20 protein-coding genes are annotated in these 20,894 nt (G+C 60.5%); 11 read left to right on the top strand and 9 right to left on the bottom strand.

Annotated elements, in window-relative coordinates; translation table 11 throughout:
• Positions 1–17: 17 nt before the first annotated feature.
• Positions 18–983, top strand: a complete 966-nt coding sequence (locus tag GRF63_RS15120) for a HupE/UreJ family protein (protein ID WP_160486842.1) — start codon at positions 18–20, stop codon at positions 981–983.
• 25 nt (positions 984–1,008) lie between these two features.
• On the opposite strand, the gene GRF63_RS15125 is transcribed toward GRF63_RS15120, so the two are convergent.
• Positions 1,009–1,914, bottom strand: a complete 906-nt coding sequence (locus GRF63_RS15125) for an isopenicillin N synthase family dioxygenase (RefSeq protein ID WP_337189696.1) — start codon at positions 1,912–1,914, stop codon at positions 1,009–1,011.
• On the opposite strand from GRF63_RS15125, the gene GRF63_RS16455 reads away from it, so the two are divergent.
• From GRF63_RS16455 to GRF63_RS15135, 3 genes are all read left to right on the top strand, one after another.
• Complete coding sequence (locus GRF63_RS16455; protein ID WP_202131760.1) at positions 1,828–2,022, top strand: hypothetical protein; 195 nt, start codon at positions 1,828–1,830, stop codon at positions 2,020–2,022. The genes GRF63_RS15125 and GRF63_RS16455 overlap by 87 nt on opposite strands.
• Positions 2,023–2,074: 52 nt before the next feature.
• Positions 2,075–2,500 carry a cytidine deaminase gene (locus GRF63_RS15130; RefSeq protein WP_160486843.1) on the top strand — a complete coding sequence of 142 codons (426 nt, stop codon included), beginning with the start codon at positions 2,075–2,077 and terminating at the stop codon, positions 2,498–2,500.
• Positions 2,501–2,824: 324 nt separating this feature from the next.
• Complete coding sequence (locus tag GRF63_RS15135; RefSeq protein ID WP_160486844.1) at positions 2,825–4,909, top strand: TonB-dependent receptor; 2,085 nt, start codon at positions 2,825–2,827, stop codon at positions 4,907–4,909.
• Between the two features lie 52 nt (positions 4,910–4,961).
• Here GRF63_RS15135 and GRF63_RS15140 read toward each other — a convergent pair whose 3' ends face one another.
• Together GRF63_RS15140 and GRF63_RS15145 are read right to left on the bottom strand one after the other, a co-directional pair.
• Complete coding sequence (locus GRF63_RS15140; protein ID WP_160486845.1) at positions 4,962–5,396, bottom strand: DUF2147 domain-containing protein; 435 nt, start codon at positions 5,394–5,396, stop codon at positions 4,962–4,964.
• A gap of 26 nt (positions 5,397–5,422) precedes the next feature.
• Complete coding sequence (locus tag GRF63_RS15145) at positions 5,423–5,968, bottom strand: HdeD family acid-resistance protein (RefSeq protein WP_160486846.1); 546 nt, start codon at positions 5,966–5,968, stop codon at positions 5,423–5,425.
• 381 nt (positions 5,969–6,349) lie between these two features.
• Between GRF63_RS15145 and GRF63_RS15150 the strand changes: the two genes are divergently transcribed.
• From GRF63_RS15150 to GRF63_RS15160, 3 genes are all read left to right on the top strand, one after another.
• Positions 6,350–6,910 (top strand): DUF1003 domain-containing protein, encoded by a 561-nt coding sequence (locus tag GRF63_RS15150; protein WP_160486847.1) that lies wholly within the window; start codon positions 6,350–6,352, stop codon positions 6,908–6,910.
• Positions 6,907–7,611, top strand: coding sequence for a VIT1/CCC1 transporter family protein (locus GRF63_RS15155; protein WP_160486848.1), 705 nt, complete (start codon positions 6,907–6,909; stop codon positions 7,609–7,611). The genes GRF63_RS15150 and GRF63_RS15155 overlap by 4 nt, the downstream gene beginning before the upstream one ends.
• A gap of 147 nt (positions 7,612–7,758) precedes the next feature.
• Positions 7,759–8,358: a cytochrome b/b6 domain-containing protein gene (locus GRF63_RS15160; RefSeq protein ID WP_160486849.1), complete on the top strand. Its 600-nt coding sequence runs from the start codon at positions 7,759–7,761 to the stop codon at positions 8,356–8,358.
• 45 nt (positions 8,359–8,403) lie between these two features.
• On the opposite strand, the gene GRF63_RS15165 is transcribed toward GRF63_RS15160, so the two are convergent.
• The 3 genes from GRF63_RS15165 to GRF63_RS15175 are packed head-to-tail and all read right to left on the bottom strand — an operon-like array spanning position 8,404 to position 10,806.
• Positions 8,404–9,729, bottom strand: a complete 1,326-nt coding sequence (locus tag GRF63_RS15165; protein WP_160486850.1) for a sensor histidine kinase — start codon at positions 9,727–9,729, stop codon at positions 8,404–8,406.
• 38 nt (positions 9,730–9,767) lie between these two features.
• The gene (locus GRF63_RS15170) at positions 9,768–10,451 is read right to left on the bottom strand and encodes a winged helix-turn-helix domain-containing protein (protein WP_160486851.1); all 684 of its coding nucleotides are present in this window, start codon (positions 10,449–10,451) and stop codon (positions 9,768–9,770) included.
• A gap of 4 nt (positions 10,452–10,455) precedes the next feature.
• Positions 10,456–10,806: a PDZ domain-containing protein gene (locus GRF63_RS15175; protein WP_237392559.1), complete on the bottom strand. Its 351-nt coding sequence runs from the start codon at positions 10,804–10,806 to the stop codon at positions 10,456–10,458.
• 271 nt (positions 10,807–11,077) lie between these two features.
• On the opposite strand from GRF63_RS15175, the gene GRF63_RS15180 reads away from it, so the two are divergent.
• Positions 11,078–12,097, top strand: a complete 1,020-nt coding sequence (locus tag GRF63_RS15180; protein ID WP_337189688.1) for a LacI family DNA-binding transcriptional regulator — start codon at positions 11,078–11,080, stop codon at positions 12,095–12,097.
• Positions 12,098–12,110: 13 nt separating this feature from the next.
• On the opposite strand, the gene GRF63_RS15185 is transcribed toward GRF63_RS15180, so the two are convergent.
• The 3 genes from GRF63_RS15185 to GRF63_RS15195 all read right to left on the bottom strand — a co-directional run bounded on the left by GRF63_RS15185 (position 12,111) and on the right by GRF63_RS15195 (position 16,742).
• On the bottom strand, positions 12,111–12,998 hold the full coding sequence (locus tag GRF63_RS15185; RefSeq protein ID WP_160486853.1) for an ROK family protein: 888 nt from the start codon (positions 12,996–12,998) through the stop codon (positions 12,111–12,113).
• Positions 12,998–14,143 (bottom strand): glycoside hydrolase family 68 protein, encoded by a 1,146-nt coding sequence (locus tag GRF63_RS15190; RefSeq protein ID WP_237392518.1) that lies wholly within the window; start codon positions 14,141–14,143, stop codon positions 12,998–13,000. Before GRF63_RS15190 ends, GRF63_RS15185 begins: the two co-directional genes overlap by 1 nt.
• Before the next feature lie 133 nt (positions 14,144–14,276).
• Positions 14,277–16,742, bottom strand: coding sequence for a TonB-dependent receptor domain-containing protein (locus GRF63_RS15195; RefSeq protein ID WP_160486854.1), 2,466 nt, complete (start codon positions 16,740–16,742; stop codon positions 14,277–14,279).
• A gap of 170 nt (positions 16,743–16,912) precedes the next feature.
• Here GRF63_RS15195 and GRF63_RS15200 point away from each other — a divergent pair, with 170 nt between their 5' ends.
• From GRF63_RS15200 to GRF63_RS15210, 3 genes are all read left to right on the top strand, one after another.
• A complete protein-coding gene (locus GRF63_RS15200) occupies positions 16,913–18,247 on the top strand; it encodes an MFS transporter (RefSeq protein WP_160486855.1) in 1,335 nt (444 codons plus the stop codon).
• Between the two features lie 9 nt (positions 18,248–18,256).
• Complete coding sequence (locus tag GRF63_RS15205; RefSeq protein WP_237392519.1) at positions 18,257–19,294, top strand: LacI family DNA-binding transcriptional regulator; 1,038 nt, start codon at positions 18,257–18,259, stop codon at positions 19,292–19,294.
• A 188-nt stretch (positions 19,295–19,482) separates the two neighbouring features.
• Entirely contained in the window at positions 19,483–20,874 is a 1,392-nt protein-coding gene (locus tag GRF63_RS15210; protein WP_202131761.1) for a glutamine synthetase family protein, read from the top strand.
• Positions 20,875–20,894 lie beyond the last annotated feature (20 nt).

Here is a 20,894-nt window from a genome sequence, read left to right on the forward strand (position 1 = left end):
ATTTGCTTGTCCTCGTCATGGCCGTGTTTCTCCTGCCGGGAACGGCGCTGGCGGACGACAACCGCCCGCTTTCCGTGAAGCTGGAACAGGAAGGGCCAGACAGCGCGCGCGTGACCTGGAAACTGCCCGTAAATGTCGATCAGCGCCACATGCCGCGTGTCACGGCGGCGGGGTGCGAGACGAGTGGCCGTGCCCGCAACTGGGCAGATTCACTGGGATTGTGGCGGGAAGAAAGCTGGGCTTGCGACGCTGATATCTACGGGCGGCAAATCGCCATCGATTATCCGGCGGCAAACCCCGGCCTTGCCACCATCGTCCGCTTCTTCCCGCGGGGCGAAGATCAGCCACGCACCATCCTGCTGCAGCCGCAGGAGAAACGTTTTGCAATCGCGCGCGATGCGACGGAAGCGGAGCGCGGGTTCGGCCAGTTCGTGATCCTGGGGATCGAACATATCTGGATCGGTTTCGACCACCTCCTGTTCTTGGCAGGACTGGTGCTGATCGCCGGAACGCCGCGCCGCATACTGGTGACGATAACCGGTTTCACGGTTGCCCATTCCATCACGCTGGCGCTTTCCGCTCAGGACCTTGTGCGCCTGCCGATTGCCGCCATCGAGGCCGTGATCGCGCTCTCCATCGTTTTTCTTGCAGTCGAGATCGTGAAGGGTCCGCGCGACACTCTCACCTGGCGCAAACCCGTGGTCGTGGCGACAGCATTCGGCCTGCTGCACGGTTTCGGCTTTGCCGCCGTCCTGCGCGAAGTGGGGCTGCCTGAAAGCGGACTGATCGAGGCCCTTCTTGGTTTCAACATCGGGATCGAGATCGGCCAGATCGTGTTCGCGGCCGCAATCTTCGCCGGTTTTGCGCTGCTGCGCAGGATCGGCACGCGCCTTCAGGGCAAGATACAGCCGACCCGCATTGCCGGATATACTGTCGGCTCCTTGGCGAGTTTCTGGATGATCGAAAGGCTGGCGGGTATCTAGGGCCCTTGGGATCAGAGGGGCTTCGTCAGGCGAGGCCGATTTCGCGGAGCCGCTGCATCAGGAAATCATGCGCAAGTATCGGCTCCGGGGCCGGTTCGCCGGGCTTGGTGCAATTCGGCAGCGGCTCTATCAGGAAGTCGGGCCGGAAATGCAGAAAGAACGGCATCGAATAGCGGGACCGCTTCGCTGCCTCGCCACTGGGGTTCACCACGCGGTGCGTCGTGGAACGCAGCCTGCCGTTGGTCAGCCGATCCAGCATATCGCCCACATTCACGGCCAGCGCACCGGGCGGGGGTGAGACGGGCACCCAGTTGCCCTGTCTGTCCTGCAGTTCAAGACCTGCCTCCTCTGCCCCCAGCAGCAGGGTGATTGTGTTGATATCGCCATGTGCGGCGGCGCGAATGGCCCCGTCGGGCGCATCATGGGGAAGGGGAGGGTAATGCAGCAACCGCATGACTGAATTGCCGTCCTTCACGCTGTCCTCGAACCAGTCGGCATCCAGCCCGAGGTGCAGGGCGATGGCGGACAGGATCAGTGCGCCTGTTTCTTCAAAGGCGCGGAAAAGCTGTTCGAAGGTTTCGCGAAACCCGTCAATTTCGCGGGGCCAGATATTGGGCTGCATGTAAGCGGACAGCGGATGCCCTTCGGCTAGGGTGCGACCGACGTGCCAGAATTCCTTGAGGTCGTGCACTGCGGCGTCTTTCGCGATCTCCGTGCCGAACGGGGTGTACCCGCGCGCGCCGCCGCCGCCCTCTATCCGGTATTCGTGCTTTGCTTCAGGCGACAGGGCGAAAAACTGGCGGGCCAGCGTATCTGCCTTCTCGATCAGCTCTTGCGAAATCGTGTGATCGCGCACGATGGCAAAGCCGTATTCGGCGAAGCTGCGGCCCAGTTCGCCGGCAATTTCCTCACGCGGGCGGGCAAGCGATATGGTGGCGATCGTATCGATGACGGCGTTCCTTACATGGGTAGCACCAATCGGGCGAGCGCCGGCAAAATGCTGGGCCCACCCCTTCCAATTGGGCTGGGTGTTGAATAGCGAACCGGTATGGACCGCAATCGCCCTGCCGAATCGATAGTCACCTCGCTCTATGACCGATGATGACGCACTGATAAACGCCGCGCTGGCTGCGCGGGCACAGGCACACGCGCCCTATTCGCATTTCCTTGTCGGCTGCGCAGTGGAAAGCACCGATGGCGCCATCGCGCGCGGCGCGAATATGGAGAATGCCTGTTATCGGCTTGGCGTGTGTGCAGAGCAATCGGCGCTTGCGGCGGCGCAGATTGCCTTTGGTCTTGAGAACGTCGTCCGGCTGGCTGTCGTGGGCGGGCCGCGCCATGGCGGTGTTGGTGACCCCGTGATGCCATGCGGCGGTTGCCGACAGGCCATCATGGAAGCTGCCACGCTGTCAGGCCGCGATATTGCCGTCATATGCTGTGACCAATCTGGCCAGCAGCAAGTGACGACGACGATTGGCGCGCTCCTCCCCTCCGCCTTTGATCTGCCGAAGGATTAGTCAGGCCTCGGCCAGCAAAATCAGGCTGCCCGTACCCAGGCGCCATGCCGCCCAGAGTCTTGGCGCCGCTGATCCCGCATCGCCTCGATCGCGCGGCAGGGCAGCGGGCTATATTTGCAACAGTCGTGCTGTCGCAGGCGTCCGACCCCAATTTTCCACTGGACGAATATAATAAGCCTCTACATCGTATGCCTCCTAACCATAAACAAGTTAATAACATCAGGAGCCGTCTAGCGGCCCGATGTTGGAGGAGAGGGGATTATGTCTTTCAAGTCTTGTCTTATGCTGTCTGCAGTAATCGTGGCGACCTCAAGCGGGGCGGCGATGGCGCAGACGTCAACGCCGGATCAGGATACGGCGGAAGCCAACGGGCCGCAGCTTGAGGATATTATCGTCACGGCCCAGCGCACGGACCAGCGGCTGCAGGAAGTTCCCATCTCTGTTATCGCGGTGACATCCGAAAATCTGGATGCGCGCGGCATCTCCACGTCTGAGAGCCTGACCAATGCCGTGCCCGGACTGCAGGTCAACCGCTATGGCTCCACCGTCACGCCATATCTGCGCGGCGTTGGCGCGCTGGCTGGTTCCCCAAACCAGGAAAACTCGGTCGCCACCTATATCGACGGTATCTACATCGCGTCGCCAAGCGGCGGGTTGACCGCATTCAACAATATTGACCGGATCGAGGTGTTGAAGGGGCCGCAGGGCACCCTGTTCGGCCGCAACGCCACAGGCGGTGTCATCCAGATCATCACGCGAACCCCGGAACACACGCTCTCCGGCGATTTCGAGGTGGGCTACGGCAATTACGACACCGTCAATGCCGGTGTTTATGTCACAGGCGGATTGTCGAACACGATAGCCGCCGATCTGGCCGTGCAATACCGCAACCAGGGGGACGGCTTCGGCCAGGACCTTATCAATGGCGAAGACACCTACAAGGGCAAGGAATTTGGCGCCCGGTCCAAGATCCTGTGGGAGCCATCTGCGACAACGAGCATCACCCTTGCGGGTGATTACAACGATCTGGTCGATCATTCCGCCAATTACGTCTTTGCTGAAGGTGGCGTCGTGCCGCTCAATCCGGGTCAGGTTTATGCCGGGCGGTACGCCACCAGCACCAACCTTCCTTCCAGGGTCGAGGTGGAGACCTATGGCGCATCGTTGACAATCAGCCAGGATCTCGGCTTTGCAGAGCTGGTGAGCCTGTCGGCGCGCCGGATTATGAAGGGGCTGTTCCGGTTTGACCGTGACAGCACGCCTTTGCCGATCCTGAGTTTCGACACGCCATTGTCGAACAAGACATGGAGCCAGGAGGTGCAGCTCATCTCTACCGGCAACGGACCGCTCAGCTGGACGGTTGGCGCATTCTATTATGATATGGAAGGCGGTTATGTGCCCGCGCGTCTCATCGGGCTTGCCGTCGGCCCCACGCCGGATTCCAGCACCTTCATCAGGGGCGTGCAGAACAACGAGTCCGTTTCGGTCTATGCGCAAGCCACCTACGAAATTCTTCCAGAGCTTCAGGCAACCGGCGGCATCCGCTACACGTCAGAGAAGATCCGCATCGATTATGATGTATCGGCAGACGGGGTTTTCCTGTTCTCGACAGGCGACAAGACAAGCTTCGAAAAGCCGACCTGGCGGCTGGCGCTGGATTACGAATTCGTCAGCGATGTGCATGCCTACGTATCGTACAACCGCGGCATCAAGAGCGGCGGTTTTGAAGTGCTTTCCCCATTCAGCCCGCCATACAAGCCGGAAATTCTGGATGCCTATGAATTCGGCATCAAATCGGAATTGCTGAACCGGCGGCTGCGCCTGAACCTGGCGGCATTCTATTACGATTATCAGGACATCCAGGTATCCTCCAACCCCGGCACCACCATCCTGACGACGAACGCGGCAGAAGCCACGATAAAGGGTTTCGAAGGGGATTTTGAGGCAGCGGTGACGGATGATTTCCGCCTAAGCGGCGGTTTCGCAGTGCTGCGCGGTGAATTTGGCGACTTCCCCACTCCATCTGTATTCGATGAATTCGGTGTCCCGGTTGTCCTGCCCAATGCAGACGGCAATACCACTGGCCGCACACCGCGTTTTACGGCCAATCTGCTGGCTACCTACACCAGGCAGACCTCAATCGGAGAGTTCGGCCTTACCGGAAGCTTTGCCCATAATTCGGGTTATTTCTTCGATCCCGACAATCGGATCAAGGCGCCTGGCTACGATCTGTTTGGCGCGTCCGTATCCTGGACCGATCCCTCTGACCGCTACACCATTCGCGTATGGGGAGAGAATTTGACCGATGAGGAATATCTGTCGCAGTTCAGCCAGGGCGGCGGCATCGGCGATACCTACACCTATGCTCCGCCAAGGACATATGGCGTAACGCTCAGCGGCCGCTTCTGATTGGTGCAGTCTCCCGCCTGCCAGCGATCAGCAGCAGGCGGGGGCATGCCGCTTATCGGACCTTGGTCCAATCCTGCGATTTGCAGATCAGGCCGCCCAGCTCGCAGCCCGATATCTTCAGATGATCTGCGTCGATCATGGAAATATGCGCGGCAACATGCACGTTCATATCGGGCACGAAGGCGGTTCCAGACCAAGCATTCGTATCGACGCGGACGAAATTCTGGAGAAGGTGAACGCCGACCAGCGGATCGGTGCCCGCACGCCGGGCGTCTGCCTGCGCCGCTGGCGATGCCTCTGTAACGACACCGCACAGGTTTCTGCCGCAATATTGCGTCTTCACCTCGATAGTGCCGGCAGGGTTTTGCCATACGCCCAGGATCGGATCGGAAGCCTTGCTTTCCTCAGCCTTCGCCGGGGCAGGGGCTGCGGCAATCGCAGCTCCTGCCAACATCGTGAGCGCCACTGCGCGGATTTGCTTTTGCATGGTTTTCTCCATCATTCTTCCTGGCTTCAGACAGCCGATTGCATCGAAGAGGTGCTGGATTTCGCCGAGGAATAGAACAGCAAGGCTCCCATCCCCGAAACGAAGAAGCTGACCGCGAGGAGCGTGCCGGGAACGATCAGGGCGGAGCCGGGAAGCAGCGTGACGCAGAGCACGGCGAGTGCGAGATTTAGCACACCCATCACCACCATCCACACCCTGCGGAATGGCCACTTCACGGCGGAATAGAGTTCAAGCAAGCCGCGCCCGGCAAACCAGATTGCCAGCAGGATGGTGAGCGAAACCGCCCCTTCCACCGGCTGCACCAGCATCCAGATGCCAACCGCGATGGAAAGCATGCCCAGCATGGCGTCATAAAAGGGATGGCTGGTGTGCCTGCCAATCGCAATGCCCAGCGCGCCAACGCCGGAGATGAGGAGCAGGAACGCTGCAAAGGTAACCGCGGCAAGACTGGCCGGGGCAGGCCAGATCAGCGCAAGCACGCCGACGGCAAGGCAGAGTATTCCATAGGCAAGAAGCCAGCGGCTGGGAGAGAAGGGTCTGGTTTGCGTCATCATTCATTCCAATCGCAATCGGGGCAAAATCCGGGAGGCGGCGGTGGGGCCACCTCCCGGCAAATCACGGCCACCGAGGGTAGGTGCCGCTCTTTATCTGCTGCATTGGGGCCAACAGGAGGGGGGAAATCTGTGACCCTTCAATGCAGGACCCGACTTTAGCGCCCGCTCCGTTGCGCAGGTCTGGCGGGTAGATGAACTCCACGTAATGATTGAAGGGCCGTTCGGGGCGGGCCATCGCGCCACCGGCGTGAAAGCCGCAAATGACGGCGATTTAATGAAGCCACCATGGTGCGGCGTAGGGCCGATAATTATAAAGCCGCGCAGATTGGCGCGTTGGCCAAGTGGGGCCACCGCGATTGCATGGTAGGGAAGTGAAGAATGGTCACACTTGAAGAGCTGTCGCACCGGCTGCTGCAAAAGAACGAACAGGAGCTGGAGCCGGAGGAGCGGCGCGCGCTTCACTCCATTCTCAACCGCAAGCCGATTTCGCAGGATGCGGCTGAAATTGCCGACGCGCGCGAAACCTATGGAGAGCGGCTTGCCGATCGGGTTGCCGCGATAGGTGGATCGTGGGGCTTCATTATCGGCTTCACCATCGTGCTGATTACCTGGATGGTCCTCAACAGCGATATTCTGCCACAGTTCAAGGCGGCGTTCGATCCCTATCCCTACATCTTCCTGAACCTGATGCTGTCCACCATCGCTGCGATCCAGGCGCCCGTCATCATGATGAGCCAGAACCGCAAGGACAATCGCGACCGAACAAGCGCCGGTCTTGATTACGAAGTGAATTTGAGGGCGGAGCTGGAAATCATGCAGCTACATCGCAAGCTGGATGAATCGGTTCTGGCGCGGTTGGACCGGATCGAGAAAATGCTGGTCGAGCGTTTTCAATCCGACATGGACGGCCAAGATGCTGCATCGGACAAGACGCCATGAGCAGAAGCCCGATCCATAAAGAGCGGCACCGGCTGGAAATCGGCGGTTCGCTGAGGGCGGCGGCGCTGGGAGCGAATGACGGCATCGTTTCTGTTTCCAGCCTGCTGCTGGGCATCGCGGCGGCTTCCGGTGATCGCACGCACATCCTGATCGGCGGCGTTGCCGCGCTGGTGGGCGGTGCGATGTCGATGGCGGCGGGCGAATATATCTCCGTCAGCGCGCAGCGGGATCTTGAGCAAGCCGAACTTAACACCGAACGGCGCGAACTGGAAGACGATCCCGTAGCGGAGGAGAAGGAGCTGGCCGCAATCTACGAGGGCCGCGGCTTGTCGAAGGATTTGGCAGCACAAGTGGCGCGGCAATTGATGGACGCTGATCCGCTGGGCGCCCATGCGCGTGATGAACTGGGCATATCGGACCAGTTGAAGGCGAGGCCGATCTCTGCCGCCATTGCATCTGCCACCAGCTTCACCGCAGGGGCGATCCTGCCCCTTTCGGCAGCCTATCTTTCCCCCGCAGGCATGATCCAGCCGATCATCCTGGCCAGTTGCCTGCTTGCCTTGGTCTTGCTGGGATATCTTGCCGGAAAAGCGGGCTCTCAGGTTACGCTGCGCGGTATAGCGCGCGTCGTGTTCTGGGGCCTTGCCGCGATGGGCATTACCTGGCTGACCGGACACCTCTTCAACGGCGTTGTGGGGTGAACGACGCCTGCGGATTTGCATGCGGGAGCTTACCGTTTGGTTGCGCGTATTACCAAACTGTAATGCGTGATCCACCCGCCGGATCAACCGGCATTGCTAATCGGGCGGAAGAAACCGGAAAGACGCACGCACGCGGAGCAGGAAAGAATGACAATCAACAGATATAAGCACAGCTGGCCCACGAGGCTATTTCACGCAGCACTGGCCCTGTCGATCATTACCCAGTTGGCGACCAGTCAATTCATGGTCACGCCAAAGGCGGGCCGGCCGGAAAATGTGTTTTTCGAAATTCACGAATATTCAGGGCTGACGGCGCTTGTGCTGGCCACCCTGTTCTTCCTCAATATCGCCTTCCGCAACCGCGGCACCGAAGCAGGCCTGCTGTTCCCTTGGTTCAGCGGCGCACGTTTGCGGGCACTGGGCGCGGATATCTCGCAATTCCTGAAGAGCGCGGCCAAATTTCGCCTGCCGCCCTATCACTCCGAAAGTCCCATCGCATCGGCGGTTCATGGGCTTGGCCTGCTGCTGATGGCTTTGATGGCCAGCACCGGGGCGCTCTGGTGGGCGGGCGGCAAGTTCGGCGTGCCCGGCAGCCAGATCACGGATGTGGCGATGGAAGTGCACGAGATCTTTTCGAACCTCGTCTGGGTCTATCTGATCGGCCATGCTGCAATGGCGCTGATCCATCACTACACCGACCAGATGAGCCTCAAGGAAATGTGGTCCCTGAAAAAGCATCGCGGCTGATTGCAAGCCCGCATGTGGGGGCGGCACGGCGCAACCGGGCCGCCCTCAAGCTTTAGTTCTGGGCGCCGGTTTTGGCAGCGTCATCACGACGGCGAAGCTGTTCTCATCGCGTTCAAACTGCAATTGCCCATCGTGCAGATGCGCAATGGCATTGACCAGCGCCAGCCCAAGCCCGCTGCCAGGAGTTCTGCGGGCGGGATCTAGCCGGCCAAACCGGCGCAGCGCGGCGGCTTCGTCTTCAGGCGCGATGCCCGCACCCTCGTCAGCAAACTGTATCGCATAGCCTGTGGCCGTTTCGGTCAGGCGCAGCCTTATATTCCCGGCACCGTGGTGCAGCGCATTCTCGATGAGATTGGCGAAGGCTCTGGCAAGCAGGTCCGGCTGCCCTTGCAGCGGAGCGGCAATGGCGGCGTCCAGCGTGATATCCCGCTCGGCATCTTCTGCAACGGGGCCGTAAATCTCCGCCAGATCGGCGAGGATCTCCTGCAGATCGACAGGTACGAAAGCTTCGCGGCCCACGCCGCCTTCCGCCCGGCCGATCTGCAGCATCTGGTTGAGGACGAACAACAGATGCTCCAGATCATTCGCCACAGCCTCGTTCGCCGTCTTGTGATCCTCCACATCCTCACTCTCTGCAACGGTGGCCAGCTGCGCCTGAATACGCGTGAGGGGAGAGCGCAGATCATGCGCAAGGCTATCGGTCACCAGCCGCAATTCGGCAATCAGGCCGGACATCCGGTCCATCATCACGTTTTCGATCTTGGCAAGCCGATCGAAGGAATCATCGGTTCCGTGATCGGCGATGCGATCATCCATTTCTCCCACACCGAAATTGCCCAGCACATCCTCAAAATTGCGGAGCCTTGCGTCCACCAGTTGCACCACCAGCCACGCCGCGACCAGTGCCAGGGGAAGGCCAAGCAGGGCCGCCAGCAGAAATGCATCCAGCAGTGCATCCATCGCCTGGTTGCTGCGCGTAAGGCTATGGCCGACAAGCAGTTGCTGGCCTCCTGACAGGCGCGTGGCGTAGGTGCCGAATTCAACGCTGGCCTTGCCATTGGTCGCTTTCAGAAACAGCGGGCGATAAACCCCGTCAGGCTTTGCCGCTTTCGGCCAGCTTTCAAGGCTGCCCACCAACGAGCGTCCGCTACCATCGGTCAGCAGGAAGACATCGTCCGTTTCCGCGCCGCGCAGCGTCAGAAATTCACGCAAGCCCTCCGGCCCCTCTGTCCGGGCCACGGCCAGCGTATCTTCCAGAAGGGTTTCGGCGGTATGCTCGTTCGCTTTCAGAATTTCCGATCTTGCCAGTTGCACGGTCGCCAGGCCGATTGCGCCTGCAACCAGCATTTCCAGTGCCAGCACCAGCAGCATGCCACGGAAGAAAAACGACTTGGTCCAGCTTGGCAAGATCAGTCGCCCAGCCGGTATCCAGCCCCGCGGACTGTATGGATCAACGGCTCTTCGCCATCGGAATCGATCTTCTTGCGCAAGCGGCTGATATGCACGTCGATAACATTGGTGCCGGGATCGAAATGATAGTCCCATACGCCTTCCAGCAGCATGGTGCGCGTGATGACCTGCCCGGCCTGGCGCATCATGAATTCCAGCAGCCTGTATTCGCGCGGTTGCAATTCGATCAGCCGGTCTCCCCGGCGCACTTCGCGTTTCAGCAGTTCGATGGAGAGATCGCCGCAGGTCAGCCGCGTTTCCTCGGCACTGTCCTGGCTGCCCCTGCGGATCAGCAGCTTCAGGCGCGCCAGCAGTTCTGCAAAGACGAATGGTTTGACCAGATAATCGTCAGACCCCTTCGTCAATCCGGCCACGCGATCCTCTGCAGAGCCGAGCGCCGAGAGGATCAGCACCGGGGTTTTCACATCCGCTGCGCGCAATGCGGCCAGCATCGCCATGCCGTCCATTCCCGGCAGCATCCGATCCAGCACGATTGCGCCGTAGCTGCCATCTGTCGCATGAAACAGGCCATCGCGCCCGTCGCTGACGTGATCGACCGTGAAGCCCTCTTCGCTCAGGCCCCGGACGATAAAATCGGCGGTGGTCTTGTCATCCTCCACCACCAGGATCTTGTTGTCAGGCATCGTGCTATCTTTCGCATTGATCGAACTGGGTTGAGCGCCGCTCTCCATGGGTGACGTAATCGATATGCGTCTGGCAGCCAAACTGTCTTGTGCTGCGGGATAAGGCTGTCCCGATTTCCACGTGATCGATCGCGATAATCTGGTCGCCGACGGCAAGATCGGTTTGCGCTGCAGGGCTGCCCTTTTCAATCCGCCCGACGAAGAAGCCCTTGTCTGCGTGTATGATCGACATGCCGATGGCGGGGAAGGGATGGTATCGGGGGGCATTGTCGCCCTCGTGATCGAACCATTCGGGCATGGTGATCGCGATGCCGATGGGCACCATGGCCAGTAATATCGCCCCTATCGCAAGCATCACGCCCCGATGCCGAGACGCACCGCGCTCGCGCGCGGAAGCACGCGCAGGCGGTTGCCGAGGGGACAGGGGCGTTTTCATGGCAAAGATATAACACGTAGAGGGAACGCTGGATGCTGGCGCAAACATGACAAAAAGTTAATCTTGCCAAGGCCAGTGCCTGAAATCGGGCGCTCTTCAATGGTTATGCGAGAAGCGATAGAATATAGCGCGCCCATGCTTTCGGCCATGGTCGGGAGCCAGGGTGAATCATGTTAACGATGGAGTGCAAGTGACCGAAAAGCGCATTACCACACGCGTGACATCGTTCGACGTGGCCGAACTTGCCGGCGTGAACCAGTCCACGGTTTCACGCGCGCTCAATGGCGATCCCTCTATCACCGACGGCACCCGGACCCGCATCGAAGAGGCTGCACGCAAGCTTGGCTATCGCGTGGATAGCCGCGCGGCGCGCCTGCGCACAGGGCTCACCGCGACAATCGCCGTGGTGGTGATAGCGCGGGCGGGGTTGAGCGTTACCGAGATCAATCCTTTCCACTATTCGCTGCTGGGCAATGTGTGCGCAGCGGCGGCGGCGCGGGGATATCAGTCGCTGGTGTCCTTTCAGGCGGAGCGCGCCGACCTCTATTCGGATTTCATCGAAAGCAGGCAGGCAGATGCCGTGGTTCTGCTGGGCACCAGCACGAATGACACGGCATGGGAATTTCATCGCCACATGCTGGGCCGCAGTGATGTTGCCTGCTGGGGATCGCCCTTTGCAGATCACCGGCGCATCGCTTCGGACAATCGCGCTGGCGGCCTGCTGGCAACCGAGCGGCTGATCAAGGGCGGCTATCGCAACATCGTTTTCGTGGGCGATCTGGATGACAGGCAGGCACAGTTTCGTGAACGCTTCGAAGGGTATCAGGATGCGCTGGAAAAGCAGGGGCTGGGCGCGGGCCGCGCGATGAATTCGCCCGCCGATACGCGGTTCGAACAGGGGCGCAAATCGGCGCAGGCGCTGATCGCGGGAGACGAGGCATTCGATGCGCTATTCTGCTGCTGCGATGCAACCGCGCTGGGCGCTATAGAGGAACTGGTGCGCAGCGGGGTAAGCGTGCCACAGCAGGTGGGCGTGGTCGGCTTTGACGGGTTGGGAAGCGGCGTTCACAGCAATCCGCCACTGACGACGATAGAGCCCGATTTCAGCCTTGCAGGCAAAATGCTGGTTGCGGCTGCGCTGGGAGAGGCAGATGCCGGGGCGCCGCACCGCGTGCCCGTTCGCCTGGTGGAACGATCAAGCGCGCTGTGATGCGCAAGGGCGGCTAGCCAAGAGCCTTCTCGGCAAGAAGCAAGGCACCAATAATTCCGGAATCATCGCCCAATTGCGGCGTTACGACACTCTGGCGATCACGGCCCGGCAAGTAGTTGCCGCCTGCCTTCTGCGTTAAGTCCTGAACTCTCTGTGCAAGGCCCGGCGTTTTCATCACGCCGCCACCCATCACTACGCGCTCGATAGCGCAGCAGGCGAACAGCGTGTGGCAGGCCTGCGCCAGATATCCGGCGACAAGATCATGCGCCTCGTGATCCTGCGGCAGTTGCGACAGGGTCTTGCCCCAGCGCGCCAATATCGACGGTCCGCTGGCGAGGCCTTCCAGGCAATCGCCATGAAATGGGCAATTGCCTGCAAAATCGATGTCCTGCAAAGGACGGCGCGGATAGAAATGGCCCATCTCCGGATGGCCTGCGCCATGCACAACGCTATCGCCCACGATCAGGCCGCCACCGATGCCGGTACCCACGGTGATATAGGCCATGCCCTGTGCACCGCGACCGGCACCGAAGCGAAATTCCCCCAGTGCCGCACCGTTGACGTCCGTATCGAAGCCAATCGGCACACCAAGTTCGCGCGCGAAAAAGCCTGCAAGGTCGCAATCGCTCCAGCCGGGTTTCGGCGTATCGGTAATGTGGCCCCAATTCGGGGAATTGCGATCCAGCTCAACCGGGCCGAAGGATGCGATGCCCATGGCTGCAACGGCAGGCTGCGTGAAAAACCAGTCGCGAGCCATGGCCAGCGTAGCCTCGGGATCGGTGGTGGCGATGCTGTGCCGGGCGTGGATTGTTCCGTCGGCCGTGCCGGTGGCCAGCACGAACTTCGTGCCGCCTGCTTCTATGGCGCCCAGCAGCCGATCCGTGTTGGCAGGCTGCGCCATCAATCGTGCACCAGCCAGGATCGTTCACCCTCCAAAGCAATCTGCAGGAAGGGCGCGAAGGTGCCGCCAAAGCGCGCGCGGCGTGTCTCGATTTCCGGCCTGTCCGTCATTTCCGGCCCCCAGTAATCGACAAAGCTGGTGACGCTGAGATCGGGAAGAACCCACCAGCTATAGGCCTGTGTAGGCCGTTCGGCCGGATTGGCAATAACGAGCCCGTGACCATTCAGCAGCGTCCATGGGCCAAGGATGGATTTCGCCACCGCACCGTAAAGACCGGTCGGCGCCGCAATACCCGGCGCGAAGACTCCGCGCTGCGTGGACCAGAACAGGTAGAGCGCGCCTGAATGTTTCACCACATGCGGGCGTTCCAGCTCATTATTCACGCCCGTAGCTGCCAGCAGAGGCGGCAGGAGATGAAACTCACCGCCATCATTCTCTGCCGCCAGGCCGATAACGCCATCATGCGTGCCGGGATTGCTGGCGGAGGAGCCTGTGAAGAGCAGATAGCTGCCATTGTCATCATCGTGATAAAAGCTGGGATCGCGAAAGGCCTTTATCCTGCCGGGCTCACCTTCATTCTCGTCCGCCGGGCGATAGAATTTACCGTCGGCCTTGATGATCTCTATCGGGTTCGACCAATCGCCAAACTCGCCCTCAGCATTCAGGGTCGTCTGGGTGGAATAGATGCGCTGATGATAGGTCAGCGTCTCGTCGCCCTTCCGGCCCGCCGCTGTGAAATACAGTGTGACGACGCCGTCCTCCAGCTTTGCCGAGCCAGACCATTGCCGTGCGCCGGGGCTTATCGCTTCCGGCAGCGTCTGCGCCACATGGTGGAAATGATCGCCAAGCCGGTGGAAGTGATGGATGCGCGCCAGGTGATGACGCGCCTCAGGATCTCCGGCACGGGGCACAGCCAGCGCGAACCAAAGCTCGCCCCCGCGCCATGCCACGGGATTTCCCTCGCGGTCCGCCAGCGGCCAGGAATCCCACACATCAAGCTCTGGCGACATGGGCTGGGCCAGATCGGCTTCTATGGCAGGGGCCTGATTGGTTTCGTCCAGCTGCAAGTCTTGCAAAGCGCTGGCGGTCCATGCCTTTGTTGCAACGCTCTTGGAGTTTGCCGTGGCCGCGCTCGCGTTCATCATACCTGCTCTAGCTTGATCGGCGCAGCTTGTCGCCCAAACCCGGTTTGGTTAAACGGCGCCGGTTTATGAAAATGTGTGGCCGACGGACGGAGGGAGGAGCAACCGCCGGCCACATTTGTCTGATCGGGGAGGATCAGAATTCAACCCTTACCGAGGCAGAGATAGTCCGACCGGCAATCGAGCGGGCGCGAACGATGCCGTTGCCGGGGATCGAACCTTCTTCAGCCTCGGTATAACCATAGGCATTGAAGAGGTTGTTGGCATTGAGGCCAACTTCCAGCCGATCCAGCGGACGCACTGCGAGGTAGGCATTCACCTGCGTATAGGCAGGCAGCACCAGCTCGTTATTATCCTGCGTGAAGCTTTCGGTGGTGCCGATCAGGTTCAGGCCAGCGGTGAAGAAATCATCTTCGTACTGCGCGGTGCCTTGATACACGAGGTCCGCCTGGCGGCGCGGCGTGTTGCCGATGACGGCCGCGTTATTGGCGTCCACGATTTCTGAATCGGTCCATGTAGCACCGGCGGAAAGCGAGAACGGGCCAACCGAGTAGCTGCCTTCCAGTTCGACGCCATAAGCCTCGTACTCATTATCGGTCAGCAGCAGCGGAGCGATTTCGACATTGGTTTCCGCAGTCTCTGCATAGAAGGCCGTGGCGTAGAGGCGCAGGCCATCACCCTGGTACTTCAGGCCGCCTTCAAGCTGGTTCACTTCTGCAATCACGCCGCTGTCGCCGCCGGGAAGGCTGCCATCCACGGTGCTGACCGCTGGCGAGAACAGGCTGCGATCCGCAGTGTGCCGACCACCCTGACTGTAGCGCGCAAAAACGGACAGGTCATCGGTCAGCAGATAGTTCGCGCCCAGCGAGAAGGAGAAGTAATTGTAGTCGTAATTGACCGGGCGGGCATTGGTAAGCGGGAGAACTGCCGTCTGCGATTCAGCCGGAGAGATCACGCCATCATTGTTGAAATCGAAGGACGTGATGCCGCTGCCAAAGCCGGTGTCGCTACCGGTGATGGTGCCATCAGCTGAGCCAAAATCATAGCGAACGCTGGCGTCCAGCGTCAGGCTGCCAAGCTCTGCTGAAAGGGCGGCGAAGGGCGCGTAGGTGTCATAGCTGACATCGTAATTGCGGCGGCAGCAATTGCCGAAGAAGCTGGCACTGTAGCCGACCACGCCGTTCTGCGTGACCAGATCTCCATTGGCATTGCGAACATCCACCAGCACGGATTCGCCATCACCTTCCACCGTCTGCACGAAGGAGGTCCACAGCCAGTCGGTGTCGACTTCCTGGCGCGAAGCGTAGAAGCCGCCGGTGAAGTTGATGCGCGCGCTGCCCGCTTCGAACTCCCGCGAAATGCGCAGGTCGTTGGAGATATTGTCGAGATTGTTGAGGCGGACGTTGAATAGCACGATGTTCGTCAGCAACCCATTGCCCCCAATATTGCCAGCGTTCGCAACCTGGCCGGAATCGGGGCCGGAGGCGAATTCGATGGTGGAGCCGGGGCCGCCAATGCCATCGGCAATCGACTGCGCCGATCCGGCGCTGGCGGGGAAGGGCGATACGAAGCTGCCGGAATTGTCGGCAAAGCGGAAACGCTCTGTCAGCACCCAGCCATCGGCAAATTCCACTTCGGCTTCAAGACCCAGCGCCGCGGACTTGACCGACAGGCCATCGTGAATGTCATAGGTGGTAGGGTTGTTGCCACCATCCAGCGTCACGGCCGTGGTGATATACTGGCTGTAAAGCGAGTCCGTGCGCGGATCAAAATTGTCGATTGCCTGATAATCGGGATCGGCATTGGTGCCGCCAACGAACACCGGCTGCGGCAGGATCGTGGGCGTGCTGTCGTCCAGATATTTGCCGTATACGCGGATGTAGCCGCCATCGAATTCCTGCGTGAAGTTCGCGCGGATCTGGCCACCGTTGCTGCCGGTGTAGCCGATATCGCGGTTGCCCTCGCCAGTGCGATAGAAGCCGCCGATGTGGAAGTAGCTGTCGTCCGTCAGGCTGGCGCCATAATCGAAATCCAGGCGATATGTTTCATAGTCCAGGCCCACGGTGCCAGCGACGGCGCCGCCTTCCTGCTGTCCGGTCTTGGAAATGAAGTTGATCACGCCACCAGGGGAGTTGGAAGCGAAGGTGGAGGCCGAACCGCCGCGAACCGCTTCTACGCGGCCCACGTTGCGGTCTGCGCGCACGAAGTTGTCGGCATTGCCGAAGACGATGTCACCAAATTCCAGCACCGGCAGGCCATCTTCCTGCAACTGGATATAGCGCGCGCCGCCGGTCGATACCGGAATGCCGCGCACAGCGATGTTGGCATTGCCTTCACCGCCTGATGCCTCTGCACGGATGCCGGGGATCTGGCGCACCAGGTCAGCGGCAGAGCGCGGGTTGGTGGCGGTGATGGTTTCAGCATCGATCACGCTCAATGAAACCGAAGTTTCCAGCTCGTTTCCGCCGCGTGCAACGGCCGTCACGAAGATGGTGTTGTCCTGCGTTACGGGGTCTTCACCGGCGGTGTTGTCCTGCGCAAAGGCGGGGGTGGAAATGGCCGAAAGGGCAACGCCAAAGGCAAGGGCGTGACGAAATTTCATGACAAGCTCTCCTGGAACGCTCGCACTTTGATGTGCGATTCGCATTTATGGATAGCCCGGTTTAAATCGATTGCAATAGAGAATTTCAATCGATTGCAAAAACGTGGCGCATGTGTCACCACAGCACTTGCGAACCGTCGGAAAGGCGGAGCATTAGAGGATGGCTGATCATGGAAATTGCCCGAAAACCGCGGCTTTCGCTGCTGCGAATCATCGAAATGAACATCGGCTTTTTCGGCCTGCAATTCAGCTTTGGCCTGCAACAAGCCAACATGGGCCCGATCTACGGCTTCCTTGGCGCAGACGAAGCGACAATGCCGCTGTTGTGGCTGGCCGGACCGATGACGGGGCTGATCATCCAGCCGATCATCGGCGCGATGAGCGATCGGACCAATTCGCGTTTCGGCAGGCGCACGCCGTACTTCCTGATCGGCGCCATCATCTGCACGATCAGCCTGTTCCTGATGCCATATTCCAGCGCGCTGTGGATGGCAGCGTCGCTGCTGTGGATCCTAGATGCAGGCAACAACATCACGATGGAGCCCTATCGCGCCTATGTGGCGGATCGGCTAGTGCCGGAACAGCGATCCATCGGTTTTCTTACGCAAAGCGCCTTTACCGGCCTTGCGCAGACACTATCCTATCTGGCGCCCACCTTGCTGACCGCTTTCGTCGCGCAGGATGTGCTGGATGACAACGGCATCCCGGTGATCGTGCGCATCGCCTTTATTATCGGTGCGATTCTTTCGATCTCCACCATCGTCTGGTCCGTATTGCGAGTGCCAGAACTGCCGATGACTGATGATGAAGTGGCCGTTCTGGAAAAGAAGCCGCTTACCGTGAAGGCGACCCTTGCCGAGATCCTCGACGCGATCCGCGACATGCCAAAACCCATGCGCCAGCTGGCCGTGGCCATGCTGTGCCAGTGGTATGCTATGTTTGCCTATTGGCAGTATGTCACCTTCGCCGTGGGCCGGGCGCTGTATGATACCAGCGATCCTTCCAGCGCGGCCTTTCGGGAGGCGACCTTGACCACGCAGCAGGCGGGCGCGCTGTATAATTTCATCGCCTTTCTTTCTGCACTGGTGCTGATCCCCATCGTTGCGCGACTGGGCGCGCGGATGGTGCATGCGGCTTGCCTGACGGCATCGGGCATTGCCATGCTGCTGCTGCCGGGGGTGGAGACGCCTGCGGGCCTGTTCGTGCTGATGCTGGGCATCGGCGTTGGCTGGGCAGGCATGATGGGCAACACCTATGTGATGCTGGCAGATTCCATCCCGGCAGAGCGGAACGGCATTTACATGGGCATCTTCAACATGTTCATCGTGATCCCGATGCTGATCCAGACTCTCACCATGCCGCTGATCTACAATCCGGTGCTGGGCGGTGATCCGCGCAATGTGCTGATGCTGGGCGGCCTGCTGATGATTGCAGGGGCCATCGCCACGTTGTTTGTCGACGCCGGCCATCGCGTTCCGCGTGAACAAAAGCCCATCATCGGCTAGAGGCGCAGGATGATGGAACGGGAAGATCGGGAAATGTCGGATTTGCAAAAGCCCGTTCGCACGATTGCCGATCTGGCAAAGATCGCCGGTGTCTCTGCCGGAACGGTGTCCCGCGCGCTTGCGGGCAACAGCCTGGTGAATGCCAAGACGCGCAAGAAGATAGAGCAGCTGGCGCGCGAGCATGATTTCCGCCCAAACCAGATGGCCAGCAAGCTGCGCCGCCAGAAGACCGGCGTGATCGGCGTTATCATCCCGCTTGGGCATGATCGGCACCAGCAGATATCCGACACCTTCTTCATGACCCTGCTGGGCCATCTGGCAGATGAGCTGACGGAGAAGGGCTATGACCTGATGCTGCGGCGGGTCATCCCGCAGCAGGACGAGGATTGGCTGGATCGCTTCATCCGGTCCGGCATGATCGACGGTGTGCTGGTCATCGGCCAGTCAAACCAGTTCGACCGGATAGAGGAGATCGCCGACGGCTATCTGCCGATGGTGGTGTGGGGTAACCACCAGGAGGGCCAGCGCCACTGCGTGGTGGGTGCCGATAACCGTCTGGGCGGGCGGATGGCGGCAGAGCGGCTGATTACCGCCGGGGCCAAACGGCTCGCATTCCTGGGGGACACCGGACCTTTCGAATTTGCCGCCCGCTTTGCCGGTGCGCGCGATGTGGCGGATCGTATGGGTGTTGGAATCGAACCGGTGTCGGTCCATCTTTCACCCGATCAGACAGGCCGGGAAATTGCCACCTTCCTTGCCGAGCGCCGCGATGAAATAGATGGCATCTTCGCCGCAAGCGACACCATCGCCTTTGCCTGCCTGCGTGAATTGCAGCGAATGAACGTGCCCGTTCCCCAGCAGATGAAGCTGATCGGTTTTGACGACCTGCCGATCGCCGCGCAAACCATCCCGCCGCTCACAACCATTCATCAGGACATATCGGCCGGTGCACATGGCATGGTGGATCTGCTGCTGCGGCGTCTGGATAAAGAGGACACCGAAAGCCTCGTCCTGCCGCCAAGGCTGGTGATCCGCGGCACTGCCTGAAGCGGCTCGACAATGCTGATCGGCCTGCTGTGCCAAGCGGGCGATAGCGATCATCCTGTATCCCTTCGCATTAGCGCCCTATGCTGGGCCCCGCGCCGCGTGCTTGACATAATCAGGCCTGCAAAATAATGTGATCACTAATTTACAGCTTATCGCCGGATGTTCGGCAAGATTCACGTTTAGGAACCATGATGCCCAGTGCTCCGCGCATCGCCGAACCCTCCGAGGCGGCTGACTTTCTGGCTGCCAATCCGCAGATCGAATATGTCGAGGTGATCTTCACCTCGATGGCAGGCGTGCCGCGCGGTAAGCGGGTTCGGCGGTCTGAACTGCTGCCAATCTACGAGAACGGGCGGTTTTTCCCAGGGTCCATGCTGGTGATCGACGTGACCGGACAGGATTGCGAGGATACCGGACTGGTGTGGGGCAATGGCGATCCCGACATGTTGCTGCGCCCGGTGCCCGGCACATTGGTGAAGGCGCCGTGGCTGGGCGATGATGTGGCACAAGTGATCACATCCATGTATAATCTGGACGGATCGCCCAATGATCTGGATCCGCGCCACGCCTTGCAGCGGGTGCTGGATCGGTTTGCCGATATCGGCCTCACCCCCGTCGTCGCGTGCGAGATGGAGTACTATCTCGTCGATCAGCAGCGCGGCCCGCGCGGAGAATTGCGGCCAGCGGTCGCGCCGGGGCAGCAGGCTGCACCGCAACAGGTCGATGTCTTCAGCCTGCGCGAGATGCAGGACTTCGCCCCCTTCTTCAAGGAACTGTGGCGCATGGCGGATGTCCAGGGCATCCCGCTGGAGGCAGGCATTTCGGAATATGCCGCCGGTCAGGTGGAACTGACCCTGCACCACGGCCCCGATGCCCTGCGCGCCGGTGACGAGGCGCTGATGTACAAGCGGCTGGCACGCGGGCTGGCCTCCACGCACGGGATGGAGGCTACCTTCATGGCCAAGCCCTTCACCCATTCCGCGGGCAGTTCAATGCACCTGCATTTCAGCGTGAACAATGCCTCCGGCGAAAACATCTTCGCCAGTGAAGACCCGCAGGGCACGCCGGTGATGCGGCACGCCATTGGCGGCCTGCGCGAAACCCAGGCAGAAGCCTTCGGCATCTTTGCGCCCAACGCCAATTCCTATCGCCGCTACCGCGCCAATTCCTACGCGCCCACCGCGCCGATCTGGGGCGTGAACAATCGCTCTGTATCCCTGCGCGTGCCCGCCGGTCCGCCAAAAACGCGGCATGTGGAGCATCGCTTTGCCGGGGCCGACGCAAACCCCTATCTGGCGCTGGCCGCCATGCTGGCGGGTGTCCACCACGGCATCGTGAACGAAATCGATCCCGGCCCGCCAGTGGAAGGCGATGGCTACAAGGCGGCGGCAAGTTCAACGCACCAGGTGCCGGGCAACTGGTATGCAGCGATTGAGGCGCTGGATAAGTCGCAGGTGATGCGGGATTATCTCGGCGCGAACTTTGTCGACATGTACTGCTCTGTAAAGCGTACCGAGCAGGATCGCTTCTTCAGCGAGGTGACTTCGCTCGATTACGACTGGTATCTGAAAACCGTCTGATCCGGTCGGACCGCAAAGGA

The sequence above is a fragment of the Aurantiacibacter rhizosphaerae genome (assembly GCF_009807005.1).
GTDB lineage: Bacteria > Pseudomonadota > Alphaproteobacteria > Sphingomonadales > Sphingomonadaceae > Alteraurantiacibacter > Alteraurantiacibacter rhizosphaerae.